The organism is Rhodococcus sp. NPDC077669, assembly GCF_040686915.1.
GTDB classification, from domain to species: domain Bacteria; phylum Actinomycetota; class Actinomycetes; order Mycobacteriales; family Mycobacteriaceae; genus Rhodococcoides; species Rhodococcoides fascians.
Genome location: NZ_JBFBMD010000013.1, coordinates 99,303 through 123,000, shown reverse-complemented (window position 1 = coordinate 123,000; position 23,698 = coordinate 99,303). Strand labels below are relative to the sequence as shown.

The window sequence follows — 23,698 nt, the reverse complement described above, 5'->3', positions numbered from 1 at the left end:
ACCCGATTCGGCACGACGAGCGAAGGTGTACGCATGAGGCAGCGCTCCGACGAGTTGGACTCGCTGAGTTGCCGAATCACGGCGGCGCTGCAGGTCAATCCCCGGGCGTCCTGGGTCAGCATCGCCGAGGCGCTCGGTGAACCCGAACGCACCGTCACCCGACGCGGAAAGGAACTACTCGATTCCGGGGACGTACGCGTGGTCGGCGTCATCGGCGCGACAGGCGCGGTCGTTCTGCGAGCTCGATGTCACGTCGGTATGGCACGTGCCGTGGCAGTCGGGTTGGCGCGCCGCGACGACACGATGTTCGTGTACGCCACGTCGGGGCACGAGGAATGCGTCGCCGAAGTCCTGGTCGACGATGCCCATCTGGCGGATCTGATGCTCGACGACCTACCCGGCATCACCGGGATCAGACGCATTCGGGTAGATCCCATCACGCGGGTCTATCGCTCGGTCCGCGAGTGGCGGCCGGCGATTCTGAATGCGCACCAGATCGCGGCCCTGACGCCTCCCGTACACGAGGGCTACCAACCGGACGGCCGTGTGGGACCGGAGATCTCGACCCTGCACCGCAGCATTCTGCGCGTCCTGGCCGAGGATGCCCGGACGCCCACCTCGGACATTGCGCGCGTCGTCGGCGCTACCGAGAACACTGTCCGACGCCACATGGACACTCTGGAACAGACCAACAAATCCCGACTGCGGGTGGTCGTCGAACCGGCGTTGATGGGGTATTCGGCGGAAGCCCTTGCCTGGGTCAAGGTTCCGCCTCGACACCACGAAGCACTGGTCGAGCTATTGCTCGCACATTCGGAGGTTCGATACGCGGTGGCCCTCGCGGGCTCGGACAGTCTGCTCGTCAATCTTGCGTGCCCGGACCGAATGGCGTTGCATCGAATGACAACTGCCTCGGACTGGGCCACCCTGGCCGACGCGATCTCGGTGGTGTCGATTCTGCGGGCCGCCAAGCGCAGCGGCAACCGTCTGCTGGCCGCGGACTCCGCGTCGTACCTGTATTGATCCGGTACGACGCGGCAGTCACTGCGGTCATCGGATCGGTGCGCCGGGGCCGAGCGGGATGCCGAGCATGTACCAGACTGCGAACAACGCCGCCCACACGATCAGCATGCCCAGCGCGACGGGGATGGTGAACGAGGCGAGGGTACCGATGCCCGCGTTCTTCTTGTAGCGCTGGATGAGTCCGAGGGTGAGCACGAAGTAGGCCGACATCGGGGTCATCGCGTTGGTGCAGGAATCGGCGATTCGGTAGACGGCCTGGGTGGTTTCGGGGTTGACGTCGATGTACATGAGCATCGGCACGAGAACCGGGGCCAACATCGACCACATGGCCGAACCACTGGTGACGAGCAGGTTCATCACCGAGATCAGCACCAGCATCATGGCGAACACCACGAGGGGGTGTAATCCCCCGGCTTTCAACAGTTCCGCACCCTCGACTGCGACGACGTTGCCGATGCCGGTCCACTTGAAGTAGGCGAGGAACTGCGAAATCGCGAAGAACAGCACCAGGATCGGAGCAAGGGTCTTGATGCCGACGGCCATCGACTCCGGAATCTCACGGAGCTGCCGAAGACTGCCGGTGGTGCGTCCGTACACCCATCCGACCAGGACGAAGGCGATCGCGATGAAGAACGCGATGTTCTGCAGCACGATCGACTGTACGAACCCGCCGTCCTCACCACGCAGCGGCGACGAGGGAGGAAGCAGTGCCGCGACGACGACGGCCACGTACACCGCCAAAGCTGCTCCGGCGCGGCGCATTCCCTTCTTCTCGATCGGCTCGAGATCGAGTGCCAGCTTCTCCGCTCCGTCCTCGACGCCCTCGTCGGCATCGAGATTCATGTGCTTGGCCATCACCAACTCCACCACCAGGGTGATGAAGATCGAAATCACCAGTGACGACGCGAGACTGAAGAAGTAGTTGTCCACGGGGGTCACGCTGTAGTCGGCGTCGACGATCTGAGCGGCGGAGGTCGTCAACGACGACATGATGGCATCGCTGGGTGTGATCAACGGTGACGCGTTGTAGCCACCGGCGATGGCGACGAACGCCACCATCATGCCCAGTACCGGACTTCGGCCCGCTGCTTTGAACGCCATTGCCGCCAGCGGAAGGACGACGATGAATGCCGCGTCGAACGTGACGTGAGACATGTTCCCGGCGAAGGCAACCGAGAACGTCACCCACTTGGCGGGCAGCTTCACGATGGTGGCGCGCAGCAGCGTGGTGAGCACACCGGAATGCTCGGCGACGGACACGCCGAGGATGACGGTCACGATGATGGGGAGCGGCGCGAACCCCGCGAAGTTGTCCAGTGCCGTCCCGAAGATCATGGCTACGCCGTCACTGCTGAGCAGGCTGCGAACCATCGACACCTCACCGGTGCTGGGTAGCACCACCCCGGTGCCCAGTGCGGCCAGGATCGCGCTGACCACTGCCAGCACTGCGGCCAGAAGCCAGAACAGCAGGAAGGGGTGCGGCAGTTTGTTGCCGACGCGTTCGATGCTGGACACGAGACGGAACAGTGTCTTCAGCCCCCAGGGCATTCGTGTTTCGGGCGCATCCGCAGTTGCCGGTGGACCGTCGATCTGACTGGACATGATTGACTCTCTTTCGCATACCGTCGGATTGCGACCGAGCCCCGGGCTCGGATGTCCTGCTCACTCAAGTCGGTTCACGTTGCCGATATGTTGCATGTGTGAAATTTTCGGCCGTCTGAGCGAAACCGCCAATCCAACGGCGAAAACGCTCAATGGACGACGATAGCCCGGTGGGCTCCGCGCGGTGGTGCAGTCTTGAAACAGGCTTCCGACAACAACTCCGGCCGATCCGGATCGAAGCGAGGAGTTTCATGACCGGCGACATTCAGTCACTGTCCCTGCGCGCGCTCGCGGCACACATCCGTGATCGCGAGATCTCGGCCCGCGAGGCGCTCGAGTCGCATCTGGCTCGCATCGACGACGTCAACCCTGTCGTCAACGCGATCGTGACCTTCGACATCGATGGGGCGACCGAACGTGCGAGTGCAGCAGACCGCGCAACGGTGTCCGGCGAGGCACTGCCCGTTCTGCACGGCGTCCCGATGACGCACAAGGACAATCACCTGACCGCCGGTCTGCGCACGACTTTCGGCTCGCCGATTCTGGCCGACAACATCCCCACCGAGGACTCGGGCATCGTCGCCCGCCTCAAGCGCGCAGGTGTCAACACCACCGGCAAATCCAACGTTCCCGAATTCGCTGCAGGCTCACACACTTTCAATCCGCTGTTCGGTACCACCACCAATCCGTACGATCCGACTCGCAGTGCCGGCGGCAGCAGTGGCGGTGCCGCCGCCGCCATCGCCGCCGGGATACAACCGGCGGGCGACGGGTCGGACATGGGCGGGTCGCTGCGCACTCCGGGATCGTTCTGCAACCTCGTCGGATACCGGCCGTCGTTGGGCCGAATTCCGATGCTTCCCGCAAAGAACCCGTGGGCCTGGATCGCTCGGCAGGGCGTGCTCGCGCACGACATCGAGGACGTGCGCTTTCTGATGCGCGCACTCGCCGGTCCGGATTCGTCCAGCCCTCGTGGTCTCCCGCTCGACGACTCGTACCGCTCGGAGGAGGCCGGCTCGCTGCGTGGGCTGAAAGTAGCGTGGACAACGGATTTCGGTCTCGGCGTACCCGTCGACCGTGAGGTGATCGACGTCCTGAGCCGCCAACTGCACGTGTTCGAGCAACTCGGTGCCAGTGTGGACGTCGATTGCCCGGACCTGTCCGGCGCGGACGAGGTGTTCCAGACGACGCGTGCGTTCGACTTCGCCACCGCCTACGGGCACCTGTTGGACGAACATCGGCACCGCATGAAGAGCGCCGTGCAGTGGAACGTCGACAAGGGAATGGCGCTCACGACACGAGACATGATCTCCCAACACCGCTCGCAAGAATCTCGATGCCGGAGTGCGGCAGTTCTTCTCGCGATACGACGTGTTGATCGCGCCTGCCGTTCAGGTACTTCCGTTCCCCGCGGACGAGGAGTACCCCGCCGTCGTCGACGGCACGCCGATGAACAATTACCTCGATTGGATGCGGGCCGCTTCGCTGATCTCGGCGACAGGCCTACCGTCACTGTCGATGCCCGGCGGCTTCAGCTCCTCCGGTCTTCCGGTTGGATTGCAGATCGTCACCGCCGACCGCGCCGATCACCTGCTGCTCCGGGTCGCGCATGCCTTCGAGGCCGAGACGGCATTCCACCGTCGTGCGCCCGAATCGGCGGCCGCCACCGTCTGACAGATCCGGCGGGCCGAGTTCAGGACCTGGCGACCGCGGCGACGATCAGATCGGTCAACTCCCCGATCGCTTCGGCCGGTGTGAGTGACCCGGATACGGCACCGTGGGACAACGCGTCTGCGGCACCGAAGACGGCGGTCAGAGATGGCGTGGACATGCCGTCGGCATCGGTGAACGGACGCAGAATCTCCCGACACCGCTCGAAGTAGGCGCGCTCGGCGGTGCGCTTGACCTGTTCGAGTTCGGGCGAACCTTCGAGTGCGGCAAGCACACCCGTCAATTCCCTCCCCTGGGCCAATGTGCACCCCACGTAGGAGTCGGCAATGGCCTGCGCCCGACCGCGGACCGTCATGGGTGCCGAGTCGAGAGATTCCTCCAGCATCGCCGCCTGCCTGGCATCGAATTCGGTGAACAGAGCGGCAAGAAGTTCGGCGCGGGAGGCGAAGTGGCTGTACACCACCGGTTTCGCGACACCGGCATGCTCTGCGAGCCGTCCGAGAGTCAACGCGTCGGCCCCCTCGGCGCGTACGAGAGCCCAGGACACCTCGATCAACTGTGCGTTTCGATCGGAGCGCGACAGCCTCGTCCGTGCCATTCCGCCACCTCCTTGCTTATGTACTAATAGTAACCTACTGTTCGTACATAGCCGATCTTCCCCAGCCGAAGGAACAGCCATGAACACGCTCGTCGTAGTCTCCCATCCCGACCCGCACTCTCTGACCCATCAGGTCGCTCACTCCGTAGTCGAGGCCATCCGATCCACGGGCACCACCGTGGAGACCGCAGATCTCGCCGCGGAGAGCTTCGATCCACGATTTTCGGCTGCAGATCTGAGCCTGTTTCGTGGAAACGGGAGCACACCGTCCGATGTAGCCGAGGAGCAGACACGGATCGACCGCGCCGAACACCTGGTTCTCGTCTTCCCGATGTACTGGTGGTCGATGCCGGCGCTACTGAAAGGCTGGATCGACCGCGTGTTCGTCGAGGGTTGGGCCTACGAATACGGGGACAGAGTATTCGTGAAGAAGCTGGACCGACTCACCATCCATCTGGTCGTCGTCGCGGGAGACGATGCAGACAGCTTCGAGCGCCATGGCGTCCATGAGGCCATTCGAACGCAGATCGAGCGCGGCATCATCGAATACTGCGGTGCCACAGTGGGACCCACGAACTTCGTATACGGGTCGGACACCAGGAGTCGCGCGGAACTCGCTACCGAGATCTCCGCTATCGGTAGCACGGTCGCAGACCGGGTCGCCGCGCAGCGCGCGCTCACCTGACCTGCCACCGCCACGCGGGACGAGGGTGGTCAGCGATTCCGCTTCTGCTCGGCACGGATCAAACCGCCGCCGACGATCAGCCGCTGAATTTCGCTCGTGCCCTCGTACAGGCGGAGAAGACGGACATCTCGATAGATTCGCTCGACGGGAACGCCGCGCATGTACCCTGCGCCGCCGTGGATTTGGACCGCGAGGTCGGCAACTGTGCCGACCATCTCGGTGCAGAACAGCTTCACCGCCGATGGCGCGATCCGTCGATCGGTGTCCTCCACCCAGGCTCGGGCAGCCTCACGCACCATGGCCCGGCCTGCCATGACTCCCGTCTGCTGGTCGGCGATCATCGCCTGGACGAGTTGATGATTGCCGATGGGCTCGCCACCCTGCGTGGAAGACGCAGCGTAGGAGACGGATTCGTCCAGGGCACGCTGCGCTTGACCGACGGCGAGCGCTGCGATGTGGACGCGGCCACGCGCCAACGACGTCATCGCCGCCCGGTATCCGATGTCACCGTTGCCGCCCACCAGAGCGTCGGCGTCGACCTCGACGTCGGTGAACGTCACATCCGCGGTTCCTGCTCCCTGCTGACCCATCTTCGCGTCCTTGTCACCGACCTCGACACCCGCAGCGTCGGCGGGGACCAGAAACACCGCGATCCCGTTGCCGCTGTTCGGCTTCGGGTCCACTCGCGCGAACACGACGAACAGGTCCGCGATGGGCGCATTGGTGATGTAGCGCTTGCTTCCGCTGATGATCCAGCCAGTACCGTCCACTACTGCCGTCGTTCTCAGCCCTGCCGGGTTCGAGCCGGCACCGTCCTCGGTCAACGCGAACGACGCGACGACGTCGCCGGCCGCCATGCCGGGCAACCACGTTGCCTTCTGCTCGTCGGTGCCGAACCCGACGAGCACCTGGCCCGCGATTCCGTTGTTGGTGCCGAACATCGACCGCAACGACAGTGTGGTGTAGCCGAGCTCCATGGCAATCTCGACATCCTGAACCAAGTCCAGGCCGAGACCACCGAACTCTTGCGGAATCGCGTATCCGAACAACCCCATCTCGGCGGACTGTCTCCGGAGATCGTCGGGAATCGAATCGGCGTTCATGATCTCGAGTTCACGCGGAACCACCCGCGATCGGACGAACTGGGAGACCTGCTTCTTCACGTCCGCGAAGACGTCGTCGGGTACCTCGGCATTGCGCACGGTCATGGCACCACTATCGACGCTGCCCACGGATCGGACAACCGACAACCGACAACCGACAACCGCGAGTAGTTGACACAACAATCATAGTGGGTACCATCGAATGCAGTTGACATCGCAACTACTTCGGATGTCCACCCGACGAAAGGTCTCATCGATGACGAAGATCGCAATCATCTACTACTCCGCAACCGGCCACGGATCCACGATGGCGAACAAGCTCGCCGACGCAGCGACGGCAGCTGGAGCCGAAGTACGCGTGCGGCACATCGCGGAGACGCGCGACCCCAGCACCTTCGCCGAGAACCCCGCCTGATCCGCCAACTACGAGGCAACCAAGGATCTTCCCGCTGCCAGCGGCGACGACATCGTCTGGGCCGATGGCGTCATCCTCGGATCTCCGACGCGTTTCGGTAGCACCGCAGCACCGTTCCAGAACTTCATGGACTCGCTCGGCGGCTACTGGGCCAAGGGTGAACTTGCGAACAAGGCATACGCCGCCTTCACCTCGAGCCAGACCGCGCACGGCGGCCAGGAGACCACCCTCATCGGTCTTTACACCTCGCTGATGCACTTCGGCGGCGTCCTGGTTCCGCCCGGATACACCGACGGACTGAAGTTCGCCGACGGCAACCCCTACGGCGTCAGCCACGTCACCGGACCCGAGAACAAGAACGAACTGGACGACGCGACCACCGCAGCGCTGACCCACATGGCCACGCGCGTCGTCACCATCGCCGAGGCTCTGGCGAAGTAAAGGCCGGCTCTCGTCACCTCGAGAAGACCGCCCGATTCGCGTTCGCGTCCGGGTCCGCACATCGCCAGTGCGGACCCGGACGTAGTACATGCGTGATGACAAACGGCGTGTTTGTCATCTCGGGCGTGCACCGCCATGCTGTGTGCAGGGAACAGCAATTCCGCTGACTTCTGCGATCGGTCGGTGGCGTCGCCCACCGACTCGTCGCTGCGACGAGTGCGAAACGGACATCGATGAACGATCCCGGCTTCGATCCGCTCGTTCTCCGCGCCCTGTTCGACGAATCCCCCGACATGGTGGCCCTGTCCGCGTTCTCCGGCAGCGTGATCGACGTCAATCCGGTCGGCCTCCGCCTGGTCGGCCTGGAAGAACTACCGTCGTCAGGCCTGTCCACAACAGATTTCTTCACCGCCCGCGGGCTCGAAGTCTCCGGTGACGTCGAACATGCATTGCAGACGACCGGTCACTGGCAGGGCCGTACCGAATTACGCCACTTCGTCTCCGGCGCGGGCATTCCCGTTGCCCTGTCCACGTTCGTCGTCCGACGTTCCGGGCGAGAACCCGACCTGATCGCCACGATCGTCCGTGACCGCACCCGTGGACACCAGCGCGATCTGGACCTGCTGGCCGCGGCTGCGTCGGCGGAGAGAATCGCAGTCGAGCAACGGGCACTGGCCGAATTGAGCGCACTTGCCGTCACTGCGGACTTCGATACTGTGCTGACTGCGGCCACGAGCACGGCGGCCAAGTTGGTGGGCGTCGAGTCTGCGGCCCTGGCCCGACGTTCGGATGACTCGACCGACCCGCTTCTGTCCATCGACGCGATCACCCGCACGCTCCCACACGACTTCGTGCTTGCCACCGGCGACGGGTCGTTGACCGGCTACGCCCTGGCGCGAAGGGCGATCACCGTGTGTTCCGACGTCGAATCCGAAACACGATTCGACACCTCGGCCATGGCTGCCCTGGGCTTTCGCAGCGGTGCCGCCGTTCCGATCACCATCGGTGCCGGGCTGTGGGGCGTACTGATCCTGTTCGGCCGAGAACCACACGTTTTCGGCGACGGAGACATCGCATTCGTCTCCGCAGTCGCCGGAGTGCTCTCCGCGGCACTCGAACGAGTGGAACTCGACCGCGAGCTGCGCTGGCGCAGCGCGCACGATCCCTTGACCGAACTGCCGAATCGGGCGGTGGCGTACGACGCGATCGACACTGCGCTCGCACAGGTCGCGGACACCGGCGGCCGAGTGGCCCTGCTGTTGCTCGACGTCGACGATTTCAAGATCATCAACGACAGCCTCGGCCACGACGTCGGAGACCGCGCACTCGTGCACTTCTCACGCCGCCTGGCCGCGACCGCGAGACCTGGCGATACCGTGGCCAGGCTCGGCGGCGACGAATTCCTGATGATCTGCAATCACATCGACGACGTCGCACATGCCGAACGCGTCGCCGAGTGCATCCGTTCCGCTCTCGCGGCCCCTACCGCGGAAGACGAGGGCGACGACCCGATTCCGGTGAGCGCCAGCATCGGAGTTGCGGTGTCCACTGCGGGCTCGACCCGACGCGAGCTCCTTCGATCGGCCGACCTGGCGATGTACCGCGCCAAGGACACCAGGGCCGGGCACGCCGTCTTCGACTCGAGCGACCTCTACGACGCCGACCGTGTGCGCTCCATGTCGGTGGACCTGCGCCGCGCCGTGGCCTCCGGCGACCTGACACTGGATTATCAACCCGTGATCGACGTCGAGACCGGACAGATCGTTTCCGTCGAAGCTCTGGCGCGTTGGCAGCACCCGAATCTCGGTCCCATCGAACCGTCCGAATTCGTTGCCGTGGCCGAACGCACGGGTGTGGCAACGCTTCTCGACGATTGGGCCCTCACCACCGCCTGTCGACAACTCGTCGACTGGCGCGGGCTGGGCTGCGTCGGCATGCGCGTCAACATCAGCGCGCTGCAACTGCGCGACCCGGCCTTTCCCGATCGAGTGGCTGCCGCCCTGCTCACCACCGGTGCGCACGCTGACGGCGTCGTTCTCGAACTCACCGAGACGGAATGGCTCGCCGACACCGGCACGGTTGCGTCCAATTTGGCGAGACTCCACGAGATGGGAGTTGCGTTGTCACTCGACGATGTCGGGAAGGGCTACAGCAGCCTGGCCTACCTCGAACGATTCCCGGTGATCGGCAGCTTCAAGATCGACCGAACGTACATCGACGCTCTCGACACCGAGCGAGGACGAGAAGTGTTGACCGCCATCGTGTCACTGGCGAAAGCCTACGGCGTGACAGTCGTGGGCGAAGGCGTCGAAACGCAGGCGCAGCTCGACGCTCTCACCGCAGCGGGATGCAATCTGGTGCAAGGGTTTCTGCTGGGTCGGCCCGCCGACGCCGAGCACACGGCGCTACTACTGTCCCGTGACAGCGCAGCGCGACAACGCTGAGCACGTCGAACACGGGCCTCGATCTCACCGCCGGGGGCGCGCCGATGCGACGAGCATCGCCAGACCCATCTCGAAGGCGCGGGTGGCAATGGGATCGTCGGCATCCTCGTGTTGGACGGTCTCGTAGGCCGCGGCCAACCGCGGGAAAGCCTCCTCCTGGCCGGCAGGATCGAATACGACACTCGGGCCGGACATGTCGAGGACACTGCCGAGGATGAACGATTCGAACGCGGTCAGCAGAGGCAACACGTCCCTGCTCGCCCAGCCCACCGCCTCTGCGGCAACAGAGAAATCCTCGTACTCCGCCAACAGCACCGGGGTCGATGCGCGTGTGGTCATGAGGAGGGGAACGGCGCGGTGATGCTCCGCGAACGCCAATCGATAGGACCTCGCCCATTCGACGAGGCCCTCCTCCCAGGGCAATTCGCGTAGCGGTGCCGAGTCGATTCGGGCCGAGACCAGAGCTCGGACGTCTTCGATCATCGCCGCGCGGTCGGCGACGTGGTTGTAGAGGGAAGTAGGGTTCACGCCCAATTTCAGCGCCACGCCCCGCATGCTCGCACCGTCGGCTCCGTGCCGATCGACCAGGGCCAATGCGGTGCGGGCGATCAGGTCACGGCTGAGAATGGCGCGAGGTGGTCGTGCCATGGTCGCCTCCTCTCGGGCGGTCGTCGAGTACGGACAGCCTTGCATGTCGGGATTTTTTTCGATTCACCCGTTCCCAAAACCGACAGTGTGTGTTTTAGTTCTGTCATGACTTCTTCTTCCTTCACCGTGGTCGAGGCCGATGTCGCCGGCGTTTCCGCCGCGCTCGCCGAGGGCACTGTGACGAGCGTCGAACTGGTAGCGCGTTACCTCAATCGAATCGGGCACTACGACCGCACCGGCATCAGTCTCAACGCCGTCCCGGTACTGAACCCCGACGCGTTCGAGGAAGCCCGCGCAGCCGACCGGCGCCGGAGCGCTGGGCAGACCCTCGGCCCGATGGACGGAATCCCCTACACCGCCAAGTCCAGCTACAAGGTGCGCGGCCTCCCGGTGACGGCCGGCTCGCCGGCATTCGAGACCCTCGTCGCGACCGACGACGCCTTCGCCGTGGCCCAGCTGCGAGCGGCAGGTGCCATTTGCCTGGGCCTGACCAACATGCCGCCGATGGCAGCGGGTGGAATGCAGCGCGGACTCTACGGACGCGCCGAAAGTCCCTACTCCGCAGAATTTCTCACCTCGGCGTTCGGCTCGGGATCATCCAACGGCTCGGGTACGGCGACAGCTGCGAGTTTCGCTGCCTTCGGACTCGCCGAGGAAACCTGGTCCTCGGGCCGCGCTCCCGCGTCGAACAATGCGCTCGTCGCCTACACGCCCTCTCGCGGGGTGATCTCGGTGCGGGGCAACTGGCCGTTGGTGCCCACGATGGATGTCGTTGTGCCGCATGCCCGTACGGTCGACGACTTACTGCACCTACTGGACGTGGTCGTGGCCGAGGACGCGGTCACCGAGGGCGACCTGTGGCGCATGCAGGAGTGGGTGTCGATCCCCCCGGCCTCGGATGTTCGGCCCGCGTCCTTCACCGAATTGCCGCCACTGCCGTTGCAGGGGCTCCGGCTCGCCGTACCTCGCCTGTACGTCAACGGCGATCCCGACAGCGCATATCCGATCCACACCCGCGATTCGGTGATGACCCTGTGGCACTCCATGCGCGACGATCTGGTGGCTGCAGGCGCAGAAGTGATCGACACCGACTTCCCCGTCGTGGAGAACTACGAAGGCCTGCACCCGAACTCGCAGACCATGGTCGACCGCGGTCTCGTTCCCGCCGAGTTCCTCGACCGCGAGCTGGAAGAGCTCTCGGTGTGGGCGTTCGACAGCTTCCTGGCCTCGAACGGGCAGCCCGGTCTGCGCGGCCTGGCCGAGACCGACGGGGCACGCATCTTCCCGCATCCCACGGGCGCGCTACCCGATCGCTACGGCATTCTGCCGTTCGACACGGCCTACGATCTGGCGGACTACGTTCCCATGGCGAAGGCAGGGGTGACGCCGTTCGATCGCATTCCGTCTGTGGAGGCCGGCATGCGCGGATTGGAAGAGGTCCGCCGCGTCGACTTCGAGAAGTGGTTGCAGGACAACCGGTTCGACGCAGTCGTCTTTCCGGCCGTCGCCGATGTCGGTCCCGCCGACGCCGATGTCGACGTCGCGTCCGCCGACATCGCCTGGCGCAACGGGGTCTGGGTGGCCAACGGCAATCTCGTGCCCCGCCACCTCGGCATACCCACCGTCACCGTTCCCATGGGGTCGATGAGCGACACGTCGATGCCGGTGGGCTTGACCCTGGCCGGTGCTGCCTACTCCGATTCGACCCTGCTGCGTCTCGCCCGTTCCGTCGATGCCCTCGGGGCACGACGAGTGGCTCCCGCACGCACCCCGGCACTGACCGACGAGCACGTGTTCGACGGCATCGTCGGTGCCGGTGACTCGGATGCCTCCATCGCAGTGACCGACGTGCAGATTCGGCCGGGCTCCGCGGGCGACGAACTCACCTTCGCCGTCCGGATCGACGGCGGTTCCATCGACGACGTACAGGCTTTCGTCGACGGAGTGCGGGTGCCGCTCCACACGACGGGCAGCGCCGTCACCGGGACGGTGTCGATTCCGCCGGGTTCGTACGACACCCTGCACAGTGAGTGGCGGGCACCGTACGGTCCCCTCGTCGTCGCCGTAGCCCGCTGCGCAGACGGTGGTGTCGCCGGTGCCATGGCGACCACCGACGGATCGCCTCTCTGATCATGACCATTCCACTGACGCCCGACGCCACCCGGCTTCCACTGAACACTCGACGAGCGACGTCGACATTCGGCATGTCCGTACTCGGCCTGCTGACCGCAAACCTGTTGCCGTTCATGGTGATCGCACTCCAGGACTCCCTCGGCGTCAGCGTCGCCGAGGCGGGGACCATCATGACGGGCTCGCTGCTCGCCACCGCGCTGGCCTGTATCGCGGTCACCCGACTGGCCGAGGGGTCGCGGCGGATCGCGGTAGCCCGAGTCGGTCTCGTGGTGACCGCACTCGGATTCGGTGTCGCTGCGTTCCCGCTCGGTGCCACCGTCACTGTCGTCGGCGTCATCGTCGGAGGTGCGGGAGCCGGCGGCGCACTGGCCGCGAGCGGTGCAGCTCTGGCGGCACTGCGCAATCCCAACCGGATGTCGGCCGCCAACGGACTCTTCAACCGAGCCGTCGTGACCCTCGTCCTCGCGGTGATCCCGCTGGTCGGGGTCGGCCTGGGCAGTGTCTACGGATTCGTCGCGGCTCTGGCGGTCGTTCTCCTGGTGACGTCGGGTTGGTTGCCCGCCGCACCCGTACTCGACTCACCCGACCCGGTGCGACGGGCTGTGGAGCCGCCGGCCTCGGTCGGCACGCGGCGCATCACAGTTGCCGGAGTGTCCCTGCTGGTGATGTACGCGGTGTGGGCGATCAGCGAGGATTCACTCTGGGCGATCGCAGGCACCATGGGCGCAGACAATGCGCAGCTGAGCGACGCAGCACTCGGTGTAGTTCTCAGCGCATCCAGCGCAGGGGGATTCTTCGCCGCCCTCGTGCTCATCCTGCTCGGCGACCGGGTGGGCCGCGCACTTCCGATGGCGGTCCTACTGATCGTCGGTGGTGCCCTGAAACTCGGTACGTCCCTCGCCACCGATCCCACGGTGTACGGCGTGCTCCTCGTCGCGTGGAACTCGGTGTACCTGGCGGCCTTCCTGTTCTTCATCGCCACCGCGGCCGCACTGGATGCCAACGGCAGATTCTCGGGTCCCTCGCTCGGCGTGTATCTCGTGGGTACCAGTTTCGCTCCAGCGTTCGGTGGTTGGCTCGTGGAGTCGTTCGGCTACAGCACATTCGGCTGGGTCGTAGGCGTGACCAGTTGGTTGTTGGTCGTACCGGTCGTTCTCGTCGCACGCTTGTCCACCCGCGTCGAACAGGCAGAAAACCAAGCACGGCAATCGGATTCGCTACCGCAGGAGACATCTCGATGACAACCCCGACCACCCGGACCGCACTGGTGAACGGCAGGATCCTCAGTTCCTCCGGCACTCTGGAGGCCGTCGCCGACGGTAGCTTGGCCGAGGCCGATCGTGTGGTGATCGACGGCGACCACATCGCCGAGGTGCACCTGCCCGGCACCACGCACGCGGCGTCCGCCGACGTCACGGTGGACCTCGAAGGCCGATTCGTCCTCCCCGGATTCGTCGACTCGCACGTACACCTGTTGTGGCTCGGTGCCGGGCTCAGCAGCGTAGCCCTCACCGACGCAGGCGATCTCGCGGAGATTCGACGCCGGCTGGTCGACGCACGAGAATCCCTCGGCTCCGAGGCGACCATGCTGCGCGGCCGCGGATGGCTCTTCGATGCCATCGACGGTGAACCCACCGCAGCCATGCTCGACGAGGTCGTCTCGGACATTCCGGTGTTCCTCGACTCCAACGACATGCACTCGATCTGGGTCAACACCGCCGCACTCGAAGCGATGGGAATCGACGCGACGACAACGGATCCGGCCGGTGGCCGGATCTCGCGTCTTCCCGACGGCTCACCCGCCGGGATGATGTACGAACGCGCCGCGCACGAATTGGGTTGGGCCGACCTGTCTTCGGTCACCTCGAACCAGGATCGAGAGCGACACATAGGGCTTGCGCTCGACGCGTTCGCGGCCGCCGGTGTCACCTCGGTCGTCGACATGGGGATGGACGAAGACGGCTGGCGCGCGCTGTGCGGTGTCGCGCAGCGCTCGGGAGGCCGGCTACCGGTCCGTGTCTCGGCGCATTGGCTCGTCGTCGATACCGGTGACGCGCAGCGCAATCTGGACCAGGTGAACCGTGTTCTCGAGCTGCGGAACGACCCGACACCGTGGCTCGAGCTCGTCGGTATCAAGCTCGTACTCGACGGTGTCATCGACGCGTGTACCGCAGCGTTGAACTACCCGTACGCCAACGGCACCAACGGAGACCTGTTGTGGAGCGCCGAGGCCCTTCTACCCGTCGTCGTCGCCGCGGATGCTGCACAACTGCGTCTGGCCATCCATGCCATCGGCGATCTGGCCAGCGACATGGCCCTCGATGTTCTCGAGGAGATGATCGACGTCAATGCGCCGTGGGATCGGCGACCGCGGCTCGAGCACCTCGAAATCGTCAGCGATCGGACACCCGACCGAATGGCTCGGCTGGGCATCACGGCATCGGTACAGCCGGTGCACTCCGACCCTGCGATCCAACCGAACTGGCGCGCACAGTTGGGCGACGACCGCGTCGAACGCGGCTACCCGTGGACGTTGTTCACCGCTGCGGGGGCCCGCCTGGCATTCGGCACCGATGCCCCGACCGCGCCCCACGAGGCGCTGGCGAATTTGTACATCGCCACGACGAGACGCTCGGCCACCGACCACTCGCTGCCACCGAACGAGCCGCAGTTCGCGGTGCCGCTCGACGCCGCCCTACGCCACGCGACATTCGACTCCGCCGCGTCCTTCGGTGCCGATTCGCGGGTCGGTCGAGTGCAACCCGGTATGTACGCCGACCTCGTCGTACTGGACGGTGACGTACTCGACGGAGGCACTCTGTTGGCTGTGTCGGTCGTGCGCACCATCGTCGGCGGCAAGACCGTGTTCGAGAAAGAGACCGAGGATACCCATGTCTGACACCGTGTTCGACTTCTTCGCCCAGCCCGAGCTACCGACGCCGACCCTCGAGTCCGACGAGGTTCGTAGGCTGATGGAACTAAACTTCGGATTGGCATGCACCCTCACCGAACTGGGCAGCCAACAGGACCAGAACTTCGTGGTTCGCGACATCGACAGTGGTGCCCCGGTCGGCGTCCTCAAGCTCAGCAACCCGGTGTTCAGCGAGTCCGAGATCGAGTTGCAGGACCTCGCCGCCAGCATCGTTGCCGAGCGAGAGCCGACGCTGCGTACCCCCAAGGTGGTCGTCGGCCCGCGCGGACCGATGTCCGCATGGTGGAACTCGTCGCAGGGGCGCATCCACGGCCGGGTCATCGAATTCATCTCGGGGACAACGCTGATGGGCTCGAACTATCTCTCCCCCGCCACGACCGCGCGGATGGGTGAACTCGCAGGAAAGGTGAGCGTCGCACTCTCCGATGTCGACCACCCGGCGTCGGGCCGGGTGCTGCAATGGGATCTGCGCCATGCCGATCGCGTCATCGCGACGCTGTTGCCCGACGAGCCGGACCAGGATGTCAGCGATTTCATCACCGACGTCACCGCATCGTCCATGCATCAGTTGCATTCGGTGTCGGCCGACCTGCCCCTTCAACTCGGTCACTTCGACATCACCGACGACAACGTTCTCGCGCCGACTGCACCCGGGTCGCTCCCCGACGCCGTCATCGACTTCGGCGATGTCAGTCGATCGTGGGCGGTCAACGAAATTGCGGTGACCTTGTCCTCGCTGCTGCACCACGACGGCTTCGCGCCGGTCGACGCACTGCCCGCCATCCGCGCCTTCCATGCCGCACGTCCGCTGAGCGAGAACGAGATCGAGGCACTGTGGCCATTGGTCACCCTGCGCGGAGTGGTACTCGTACTCAGCGGCCGTCAGCAGGTACGCCTCGACGCCGGGAACTCGTACGCCGACTCCGCGCTGGATCGCGAATTCCGCATCCTCACCCAAGCAGCATCGGTGCCCTGCGCCGTGATGACCGAAACCATCCGTCGGGCACTGGGTTTGGACGCCCGGCCGCGACCGACCTGGCAGGGCGAACCGTTGGTCGCCGGTATGTCCGACGCCGTGACCATCGACGCGGGCACCACGTCGACCGTCAACGACGAAGGGCGCTGGCTCGACCGACACACCCTGACGGCCGCCGCGCTTGCCGCACTCGATGCAGGCGCTCCCGCCGCAGTGGTACCTGCGTGGTCTGCTCGACTCACCGGTGGACCCAGCCGCACTCCCACAGAGCCGGCCACGATCTCCACTGCGCTGACCATCTGGCTCGCCCAGGACACCACGCTCGACGTGCCTGCAGACTGCTACACCACGCACACCGACGACGGCATCACCGTCACGTTCGGTGACGACGCCGTCCACTTCGTCGGAGTGCAGAACTCGCCGAATACCCCTGTGCTGCCGGCGCGTACACCGATCGACGTTCAGCTCACGCGCGCGGACTCGGGGCCGATACCTCTGCGCGTCGAGCCCTCGTATTCCCACGGTTGGTCGGTACTCGCCGGAGACCCAGCGCCGGCACTCGGGCTGCCCCCTACCGTCGTCGCCCCCGAGGACGACACCCTCGAGCGCCGCGAACGGCTGCTCGCCGAGGTCCAGGAGCACTACTACGCGGAGCCGCCCCGCATCGAGCGGGGGTGGCGTGAGTACCTGGCCGATGTCGACGGCCGGGTCTACCTCGACATGGTCAACAACGTCGCGTCCGTCGGCCATGCCCACCCGAAGGTGGTGGCGGCCGCCCATCGGCAGATGCAACTGCTGAACACCAACTCGCGCTTCAACTATCGTGCGATCACGGAATTCGCAGAACGCATCACCGCGACCCTCCCCGACGAACTCGACACCGTGTTCTTCGTCAACTCCGGTTCCGAGGCCACCGATCTCGCCATCCGCATCGCGATGGCCGCGACCGGACGTACCGACATCGTGGCCATGAAAGAGGCCTACCACGGGTGGACCTTCGCCAGCGACGCCGTCTCGACCTCGATAGCCGACAATCCCAATGCCCTTGCCACCCGGCCGGACTGGGTACACACCGTCGACGCCGCGAACTCCTACCGAGGAAAGCACCGCGGTGACGATGCGGCCCGCTACGCCCCCGAGGCCGTGCAGTTCATCGACGACCTGGCCGCTGCAGGGACTCTCCCCGCCGGGTTCATCGCCGAGTCCTATTTCGGCAACGCCGGAGGTGTCGCACTTCCCGACGGCTACCTCCAGCAGGTGTACGCCGCCGTCCGCAGGCACGGTGGCCTTGCGATCTCCGACGAGGTGCAGGTCGGTTACGGCCGACTCGGCGAATGGTTCTGGGGCTTCCAGCAACAGCAGGCGATTCCCGACGTCGTGGCGGTCGCGAAATCGATCGGCAGCGGCCAACCCGTCGGCGTTGTGGTGACCTCCCGGAGGATCGCCGACCGCTACCGCACCGGTGGTTACTTCTTCTCGTCGACGGGCGGGTCCCCGGTGTCGTCGATGATCGGCCTCGCCGTGCTCGACGTCATCCAACAAGAGGGGTTGCAGGAGAACGCGCGCGTCGTCGGTGGGCACCTGAAGTCTCGATTGCAAGCGCTCGCGGCTGAGGATCCGATCGTGGGTACCGTGCACGGATCGGGTCTGTACCTGGGACTCGAATTCATCCGTGACCACACCACCCTCGAGCCTGCGACCGAGGAAACCGAGGCCATCTGCAACCGGCTCCTCGAACTGGGAGTCGTCATGCAACCCACCGGCGACCACCAGAACGTGCTCAAGATCAAACCGCCCCTGTGCGTCTCGAAGGAATCGGTCGACTACTTCGTCGACTCGTTGAACAGAGTCCTGACCACCGGCTGGTAAGGGCGAATCGGCTCCTCGGTTTCGCGGCGAGGCTCCGAGGGCGGCAGTGATGAGAGTATTCAGGGCATGACGCAACTCGGTCTCGGACTTGCCGCACTCGGACGCCCGGAGTATCTGACCATCGGGCATTCGTGTGCGGTGGACGGGCGGTTCGACCCGGCTGCGCTCGAGCAACATTGCCACGCAGTACTGGACGCCGCCTGGGACAGTGGCATTCGGCACTTCGACGTCGCCCGCTCCTACGGTCTGGCCGAGCAGTTCCTCGGCAGCTGGTTGTCTGCCCGTCCGAACCGGCGCGAGGAACTCGTGATCGGCTCGAAGTGGGGATATGCCTATGTCGCCGACTTCCAGCGGGGCGCGGAGGTACACGAGGTCAAGGAACACTCGGTTGCACGTCTGGCCGAGCAGTGGCCGCTTACCGTGCGCGACCTCGGCGGAAAGCCCGACCACTACCTGATTCACAGCGTCACCCCGGACAGCCCTGCCCTTCGCGACGCAGCCCTGCTCGACGATCTACGCGCGCTGGCAGCCGGTGGCACGCGCATCGGCATCAGCACCAGCGGGCCGCACCAGGCCGAAGTCGTGCGTGCCGCGCTCGCTACCGGGGTGTTCGGCTCGGTGCAGTCGACGTGGAACCCCCTCGAACCGTCCGTCGCCCCCGCCCTGGCGGAGGCGCACGAGGCCGGCTGGTTCGTCGTCGTCAAAGAGGCGATGGCGAACGGCCGACTCGTCGCCGAGAACTCCGAACTCTCCGCGCTCGCCGACTCGGCCGGAGTCGGACGCGACGCGCTCGCACTGGCCGTCGCCCTCGCGCAACCGTGGGCCGATGTGGTGCTCTCCGGTGCCGCCACGGTGGCGCAACTCGAACAGAACATCGCTGCGCTCTCCATCGACCACGACGTGATCGCGGCCGGCGACCTGAACATTGCCGACCTGGACATTGCCGAGTCGCCGCAGAGCTACTGGGACAACCGCTCCCGCATGGCCTGGACCTGACCTCCGTCCACCTTTCTCGAATCGGCGCGTTCAGTGGCGTCGAGGCATTCAGTGACGGGTCGCGCTGAACACGTCGACCGGATGCGGAACTCGAAGCCCGCCAACCGCATCCGGAACCGATACCGCCGCGAGGTAGGCCCGCACCGGCTCGTGCAGCTCGGGCGTCAACCGGGCTTGCACCGCGAAGTCCAGCACGTCGTCGCTCGCGGCGGAAAGATCGACCAGCGCATCGAGAGTCACCGTGTCGTCGAGGACGATCTCGGCGTCGACGAATGCTTTCTCGACGTCGGCGCTGAACCACTGCCGATGGCCCTCGAGTGGAGGGGCGAGGACTTCGACGAGTGCGTTGAGCGCGGCCGTCGGCGCAATCGCCACCCACAGTTCGCCGCCGGGTCGCAGCAGGGCGAGCGCGGCACGCAACGTTGCTCGTAAGTCTGCGACGTAGTACATCGAGTGCACGAACATCACGACGTCGAAAGTCTCGTCGACGGGTGCGTCGTCGAACGATGCAACGTACGCGTGGGCGTCGAGTTCGGCGGCCTCGAGCGCCGCCATCGTGGCGGCGAAGAGCTCGGTACTGCCGATCCAGGGGTCGATGCCGACGTACCGGACCGTACGGCCGGGTGCCCGCAGCACCAGGCCCGCTGCAAGCCTGGCATCGAGCGAACCGTCCCCGCAGCCCACCGACAGCACCGATAGCGGTCCGTTCCCCATCCCGGCCAGCCGATCTGCGAAGTGCTGGGCGATCAGACCGCGCTGATCGGAGAGCATCTCGAAGGCGGCGTGGTGCTCGGCGTAGGACTCGGGCGGCAGGCCCGCCAGCGCCTCGGCCCCGCGCCGCATCGCCCGCAATCCGTCGATGAGCACGACGGCAGTGTCGGTCGGCGAATTCGGAGCTATGTTGGACATTGGACCGAGTCAACCATGACGCCCCGGCCGGTGCGTCGTAGTTGGCTTCCTAGGAGGAATCTCGTGAGCAGCGGAGACACAGCCGAACGCAGTCTCGAGCACTGGAGCGAGGCGGGCCGCACGGGTATGGAGGCGTTCTACGCTCTGGCCACCGAGGACTATCACCAGCTGGCGTTGGCAGCCGATTGGCCGACGCTGCTCGCCGGCCGGGCTCACGAGGGTTGGTCGCTACTCGACGTGGCCTGCGGCAGCGGTAAGTTCCCCACTGCGCTCCGTCGTTACACCGACCTGTCCGCGGTACCCGAGGTCGCCTACGACCTGCTCGACCCATCCGAATTCTCGGTGGCCGAGGCACGTGGAGCTCTGGCCGCGCCTTTCGTCGCGCGGCACGATCTGGTGATGACGCTGCAGGATCTGCCCGCCGATCACGCAGGCTACGACGTCGTGTGGGCCACTCACGCGCTCTACGCCCTTCCGCCCGCCGAGTTGGATGCCGCAGCCGAAAGATTCGTTGCCGCACTGGCTCCCGGTGGTCTCGGTCTGGTCGCGCAGGCAACGGAAGCCTCCCACTACATCGCCTTCTACGATGCCTTCCGCGCCGGCGTGCGCGAAGCGACGCCGTACACGACGGCCGAGCAGGTGCGTGACGCGCTGATCCGCGCGGGTGCGGACGTGCGTGATCAGCGCGTCTCTTACACCACCGGAACGTCCGATCGCGCTGTCGCCGAGGGCTTTCTGCAGCGGTGTGCCTTCGACGACTCCGTGTCCCTCGACGAGATGGAGGCGGCCCCCGTGCTCGGTGACTACCTCGCTTCGTGTCGCGACGCGTCCGGTTCCTACACCTTCTCGCACGAGGCGGCCCTGCTGTGGCTCTGAACAACCCTGCCACCAACGAGCTTCTGCCCGAACGCAATCGCGAGGGCGGTATCGACCAGGACTGGGCGGGCAACGATCAGGACTGGTGGGACTGGTACGTCACGCTGGCCGCCAACGACGCCGCACCCGCAGAACTCGTCGATGGCCCTGGACTGCCGGATGTCGAGGCCGCCACGGACGAACAAGTCGAGCACGAACTCGCCGAGCCCTACGATCTCGACCCGGCGGCCGTCGACGCATTCGCGCGACACGCCTTCGTGCGGCTGCCCGCGGTGTTCTCGCCTGCCGTCGTACGACGCCTCGCCGAGCGGCTCGAGGAGTTACTGCGAGCCGAGCACGGCGACGACGTTGCGGGCCGGTTCACCGCGCTCGAGCAGATGTGGCTCCACGACGACCTGATGCGTGCCGTAGCACTGTCACCCCGGATCGGCGGCCTGGCCGCGGCACTGCTCGACGTGCCCGGCGTTCGGCTGTACCACGACAATGCGCTGTCCAAGGAGCCCGGCTGCGGACGCACACCGTGGCACCACGACGCCGAGCACTTCCCGTTGCAGACCACCGACGCCGTCACCGCCTGGATGCCGATGTCGGCCATTCCGGGCCCGATGGGTCCACTGTCGTTCGCGCGCGGACGCGACGTTCTCGGCGAAGTCGCAGACCTCAAATTCGACAAGGTCGGCACCTCCTACGACGAGGCCGTCACCCAGCGCTTCCGCACGCGCAACGTTGCGGTGGAGTCCGAGCCGTTCGCCGTGGGAGACGTATCGTTCCACTCCGCGCTGTGCTTCCACACCGCAGGCCCGAACCGGACGACACAGCCGCGTCGCGCACTGGCCACCACCTACTTCGCCGACGGCACCCGCGTCGTCGAGTCGCCGACCCTGATCAGCGGCACCTGGCGCGAATTCCTCCCCGGCATCGAGCCCGGTGGCCTCGCGAACTCCGAGCTCAACCCGGTGGTCGGCCGCCGGGACTGAGACGCCGATTCTGCGGGGCCAGCAGTTTCAGTGGACGTGCGTACACTGAATCCGGTGGGGACGAAACCTGGACCGGGGAAGAAATCTCGGCGCACACAGGAGTGGGGTGAGCTCGGCGAGCTCACACTTCGCGAGTTGGCGTCGGCTGCGGGTGGCGTTCGCGCGGTCCACTCGGCAATTGCACGACGCACGTTTGCTGCCGTAAAGCTCGGTATCGGTCCCGCCGCCCTGCCGACACAACTGATGCACGACGCGATCGCCGCCGGCACGTACGCGAGCATCGCGGCCGCCTGCACCGGCGCAGCCAAGATCGTCGGCTCCTTGACCGACGGCTCCCTGGCTGACGGCTCCCTGACCGACGGCGACGACGTGGCCGAGGACGACTCGCGGCCGTCACCGTCGCACACCAGCCGTGGCGCGCAAACCATCGCCGTTCTGAACGGTCTCATCGGCGACGACATGGAGAGAACAGCCCGGGTACTGGCCCATCCGATGTCGATTCGAGTCGACGGACGCCCTGTACCCCCGGAGTACCGAGCCTTGGCCGCCGGGTTTCCCACTGCGGGAGCGCACCTCGTGGTGTTCGTCCATGGGCTGGTCGAAACGGAATACGCATGGCGGCTCGGTGGGCGGCCCACATACGGAGAGCGGCTGGACGCCGAAGCCGGGACGACCTCGATCTTTTTGCGCTACAACACCGGACGGCGAATTGCGTCGAATGGCGTCGACCTGTCGGACTTGTTGGAGCAGCTCGTACCGGCATGGCCCGTCCGGGTACACCGGATCACGTTGGTCGGACATTCCATGGGCGGGCTGGTCTCACGCAGCGCTGCTCACCACGCTGCCGAAGGCGGTCGACGATGGGTGGATCTGCTGACGGACGTATTCACTCTGGGGACACCACATCTGGGCGCGCCACTTGCTCACGGCGTCCACGTCGCCGCGGCCGCAATGGCACTCGTACCCGAGACCCGGCCGTTCGCGAACCTACTGGCGCGTCGAAGTGCCGGAATCCGTGATCTGATCCACGGAGCGATCACCGACGAGGACGGTCATGCTCGTTACACCGACAGCTTCGATATCGGTGCAGCCATGGACATCTCGGTTCCGGAACGGGTGCGTCATCATCACGCGTCCGCGGTCGTCACCGGAAGTCCACGCAACCCGGTCGGAGTCTTCGTGGGCGACGGTCTGGTCCGTACCGACAGCGCCGGAGGTCGAAACAAGCTCCGCAACATAGGACTTCGACCGGACGACGGTCTCGCGATCTACAGTGCTCACCATTTCACCCTCCTCAACGACGAGAGGGTGTACAGCTGGATGCGGCGCAGCCTGGTCGATAACACTGCAGATCTCGGCCCGGGATTCTGATTCACCAGGTCTGCTCGCGTCGGTTCGCC

Annotated in this window: 16 protein-coding genes and 2 pseudogenes; 13 read left to right on the top strand and 5 right to left on the bottom strand. The window is 65.6% G+C overall.

Going from position 1 to position 23,698, the window contains the following annotated elements; all coding sequences use genetic code 11:
- Nucleotides 1-33: 33 nt before the first annotated feature.
- Nucleotides 34-1,023 (top strand): Lrp/AsnC family transcriptional regulator, encoded by a 990-nt coding sequence (locus tag AB0P23_RS16345; protein WP_363798247.1) that lies wholly within the window; start codon nucleotides 34-36, stop codon nucleotides 1,021-1,023.
- A 27-nt stretch (nucleotides 1,024-1,050) separates the two neighbouring features.
- On the opposite strand, the gene AB0P23_RS16340 is transcribed toward AB0P23_RS16345, so the two are convergent.
- Nucleotides 1,051-2,625 carry an AbgT family transporter gene (locus AB0P23_RS16340; RefSeq protein ID WP_363798245.1) on the bottom strand — a complete coding sequence of 525 codons (1,575 nt, stop codon included), beginning with the start codon at nucleotides 2,623-2,625 and terminating at the stop codon, nucleotides 1,051-1,053.
- 152 nt (nucleotides 2,626-2,777) lie between these two features.
- On the opposite strand from AB0P23_RS16340, the pseudogene AB0P23_RS16335 reads away from it, so the two are divergent.
- Nucleotides 2,778-4,299: pseudogene (locus AB0P23_RS16335) on the top strand (amidase family protein).
- Nucleotides 4,300-4,318: 19 nt separating this feature from the next.
- Here the strand turns inward: AB0P23_RS16335 and AB0P23_RS16330 are convergent.
- On the bottom strand, nucleotides 4,319-4,894 hold the full coding sequence (locus AB0P23_RS16330; RefSeq protein ID WP_032389107.1) for a TetR/AcrR family transcriptional regulator: 576 nt from the start codon (nucleotides 4,892-4,894) through the stop codon (nucleotides 4,319-4,321).
- Nucleotides 4,895-4,973: 79 nt separating this feature from the next.
- On the opposite strand from AB0P23_RS16330, the gene AB0P23_RS16325 reads away from it, so the two are divergent.
- Nucleotides 4,974-5,579, top strand: a complete 606-nt coding sequence (locus AB0P23_RS16325) for an NAD(P)H-dependent oxidoreductase (RefSeq protein ID WP_363798243.1) — start codon at nucleotides 4,974-4,976, stop codon at nucleotides 5,577-5,579.
- Between the two features lie 29 nt (nucleotides 5,580-5,608).
- Here AB0P23_RS16325 and AB0P23_RS16320 read toward each other — a convergent pair whose 3' ends face one another.
- A complete protein-coding gene (locus AB0P23_RS16320) occupies nucleotides 5,609-6,787 on the bottom strand; it encodes an acyl-CoA dehydrogenase family protein (protein WP_032389109.1) in 1,179 nt (392 codons plus the stop codon).
- Nucleotides 6,788-6,938: 151 nt separating this feature from the next.
- Here AB0P23_RS16320 and wrbA point away from each other — a divergent pair.
- Together wrbA and AB0P23_RS16310 are read left to right on the top strand one after the other, a co-directional pair.
- Nucleotides 6,939-7,538 (top strand): annotated as a pseudogene (gene wrbA / locus AB0P23_RS16315) (NAD(P)H:quinone oxidoreductase).
- A 233-nt stretch (nucleotides 7,539-7,771) separates the two neighbouring features.
- Nucleotides 7,772-9,982, top strand: coding sequence for an EAL domain-containing protein (locus tag AB0P23_RS16310; protein WP_363798241.1), 2,211 nt, complete (start codon nucleotides 7,772-7,774; stop codon nucleotides 9,980-9,982).
- Between the two features lie 24 nt (nucleotides 9,983-10,006).
- Here the strand turns inward: AB0P23_RS16310 and AB0P23_RS16305 are convergent, their stop codons facing one another.
- A complete protein-coding gene (locus AB0P23_RS16305) occupies nucleotides 10,007-10,630 on the bottom strand; it encodes a TetR/AcrR family transcriptional regulator C-terminal domain-containing protein (protein WP_032367318.1) in 624 nt (207 codons plus the stop codon).
- Nucleotides 10,631-10,735: 105 nt separating this feature from the next.
- Here AB0P23_RS16305 and AB0P23_RS16300 point away from each other — a divergent pair, with 105 nt between their 5' ends.
- The 5 genes from AB0P23_RS16300 (at nucleotide 10,736) to AB0P23_RS16280 (ending at nucleotide 19,536) form a co-directional block, all read left to right on the top strand.
- Nucleotides 10,736-12,760 (top strand): amidase, encoded by a 2,025-nt coding sequence (locus tag AB0P23_RS16300; protein ID WP_363798239.1) that lies wholly within the window; start codon nucleotides 10,736-10,738, stop codon nucleotides 12,758-12,760.
- A gap of 2 nt (nucleotides 12,761-12,762) precedes the next feature.
- Nucleotides 12,763-14,004 (top strand): MFS transporter, encoded by a 1,242-nt coding sequence (locus tag AB0P23_RS16295; protein WP_363798237.1) that lies wholly within the window; start codon nucleotides 12,763-12,765, stop codon nucleotides 14,002-14,004.
- Nucleotides 14,001-15,662, top strand: a complete 1,662-nt coding sequence (locus AB0P23_RS16290) for an amidohydrolase (RefSeq protein WP_363798236.1) — start codon at nucleotides 14,001-14,003, stop codon at nucleotides 15,660-15,662. The genes AB0P23_RS16295 and AB0P23_RS16290 overlap by 4 nt, the downstream gene beginning before the upstream one ends.
- Nucleotides 15,655-18,540 (top strand): aminotransferase, encoded by a 2,886-nt coding sequence (locus AB0P23_RS16285; protein WP_206498796.1) that lies wholly within the window; start codon nucleotides 15,655-15,657, stop codon nucleotides 18,538-18,540. Before AB0P23_RS16290 ends, AB0P23_RS16285 begins: the two co-directional genes overlap by 8 nt.
- Nucleotides 18,541-18,606: 66 nt before the next feature.
- Entirely contained in the window at nucleotides 18,607-19,536 is a 930-nt protein-coding gene (locus AB0P23_RS16280; protein WP_206498795.1) for an aldo/keto reductase, read from the top strand.
- 48 nt (nucleotides 19,537-19,584) lie between these two features.
- Here the strand turns inward: AB0P23_RS16280 and AB0P23_RS16275 are convergent, their stop codons facing one another.
- Nucleotides 19,585-20,445 carry a methyltransferase domain-containing protein gene (locus AB0P23_RS16275; RefSeq protein WP_206498794.1) on the bottom strand — a complete coding sequence of 287 codons (861 nt, stop codon included), beginning with the start codon at nucleotides 20,443-20,445 and terminating at the stop codon, nucleotides 19,585-19,587.
- Between the two features lie 63 nt (nucleotides 20,446-20,508).
- On the opposite strand from AB0P23_RS16275, the gene AB0P23_RS16270 reads away from it, so the two are divergent.
- Genes AB0P23_RS16270 through AB0P23_RS16260 form a run of 3 tightly spaced genes read left to right on the top strand, consistent with a single transcriptional unit; the run spans nucleotide 20,509 to nucleotide 23,669 of the window.
- Nucleotides 20,509-21,321, top strand: a complete 813-nt coding sequence (locus AB0P23_RS16270; protein WP_057473594.1) for a class I SAM-dependent methyltransferase — start codon at nucleotides 20,509-20,511, stop codon at nucleotides 21,319-21,321.
- On the top strand, nucleotides 21,312-22,298 hold the full coding sequence (locus AB0P23_RS16265; protein WP_052061261.1) for a phytanoyl-CoA dioxygenase family protein: 987 nt from the start codon (nucleotides 21,312-21,314) through the stop codon (nucleotides 22,296-22,298). The genes AB0P23_RS16270 and AB0P23_RS16265 overlap by 10 nt, the downstream gene beginning before the upstream one ends.
- A gap of 54 nt (nucleotides 22,299-22,352) precedes the next feature.
- Nucleotides 22,353-23,669, top strand: coding sequence for an alpha/beta hydrolase (locus AB0P23_RS16260; RefSeq protein WP_206498793.1), 1,317 nt, complete (start codon nucleotides 22,353-22,355; stop codon nucleotides 23,667-23,669).
- Nucleotides 23,670-23,698 lie beyond the last annotated feature (29 nt).

Coding starts and splice junctions, on each gene's coding strand:
- AB0P23_RS16345 (WP_363798247.1), top strand. CDS start 34: ATGAGGCAGCGCTCCGACGAGTTGGACTCGCTGAGTTGCCGAATCACG.
- AB0P23_RS16340 (WP_363798245.1), bottom strand. CDS start 2,625: ATGTCCAGTCAGATCGACGGTCCACCGGCAACTGCGGATGCGCCCGAA.
- AB0P23_RS16330 (WP_032389107.1), bottom strand. CDS start 4,894: ATGGCACGGACGAGGCTGTCGCGCTCCGATCGAAACGCACAGTTGATC.
- AB0P23_RS16325 (WP_363798243.1), top strand. CDS start 4,974: ATGAACACGCTCGTCGTAGTCTCCCATCCCGACCCGCACTCTCTGACC.
- AB0P23_RS16320 (WP_032389109.1), bottom strand. CDS start 6,787: ATGACCGTGCGCAATGCCGAGGTACCCGACGACGTCTTCGCGGACGTG.
- AB0P23_RS16310 (WP_363798241.1), top strand. CDS start 7,772: ATGAACGATCCCGGCTTCGATCCGCTCGTTCTCCGCGCCCTGTTCGAC.
- AB0P23_RS16305 (WP_032367318.1), bottom strand. CDS start 10,630: ATGGCACGACCACCTCGCGCCATTCTCAGCCGTGACCTGATCGCCCGC.
- AB0P23_RS16300 (WP_363798239.1), top strand. CDS start 10,736: ATGACTTCTTCTTCCTTCACCGTGGTCGAGGCCGATGTCGCCGGCGTT.
- AB0P23_RS16295 (WP_363798237.1), top strand. CDS start 12,763: ATGACCATTCCACTGACGCCCGACGCCACCCGGCTTCCACTGAACACT.
- AB0P23_RS16290 (WP_363798236.1), top strand. CDS start 14,001: ATGACAACCCCGACCACCCGGACCGCACTGGTGAACGGCAGGATCCTC.
- AB0P23_RS16285 (WP_206498796.1), top strand. CDS start 15,655: ATGTCTGACACCGTGTTCGACTTCTTCGCCCAGCCCGAGCTACCGACG.
- AB0P23_RS16280 (WP_206498795.1), top strand. CDS start 18,607: ATGACGCAACTCGGTCTCGGACTTGCCGCACTCGGACGCCCGGAGTAT.
- AB0P23_RS16275 (WP_206498794.1), bottom strand. CDS start 20,445: ATGTCCAACATAGCTCCGAATTCGCCGACCGACACTGCCGTCGTGCTC.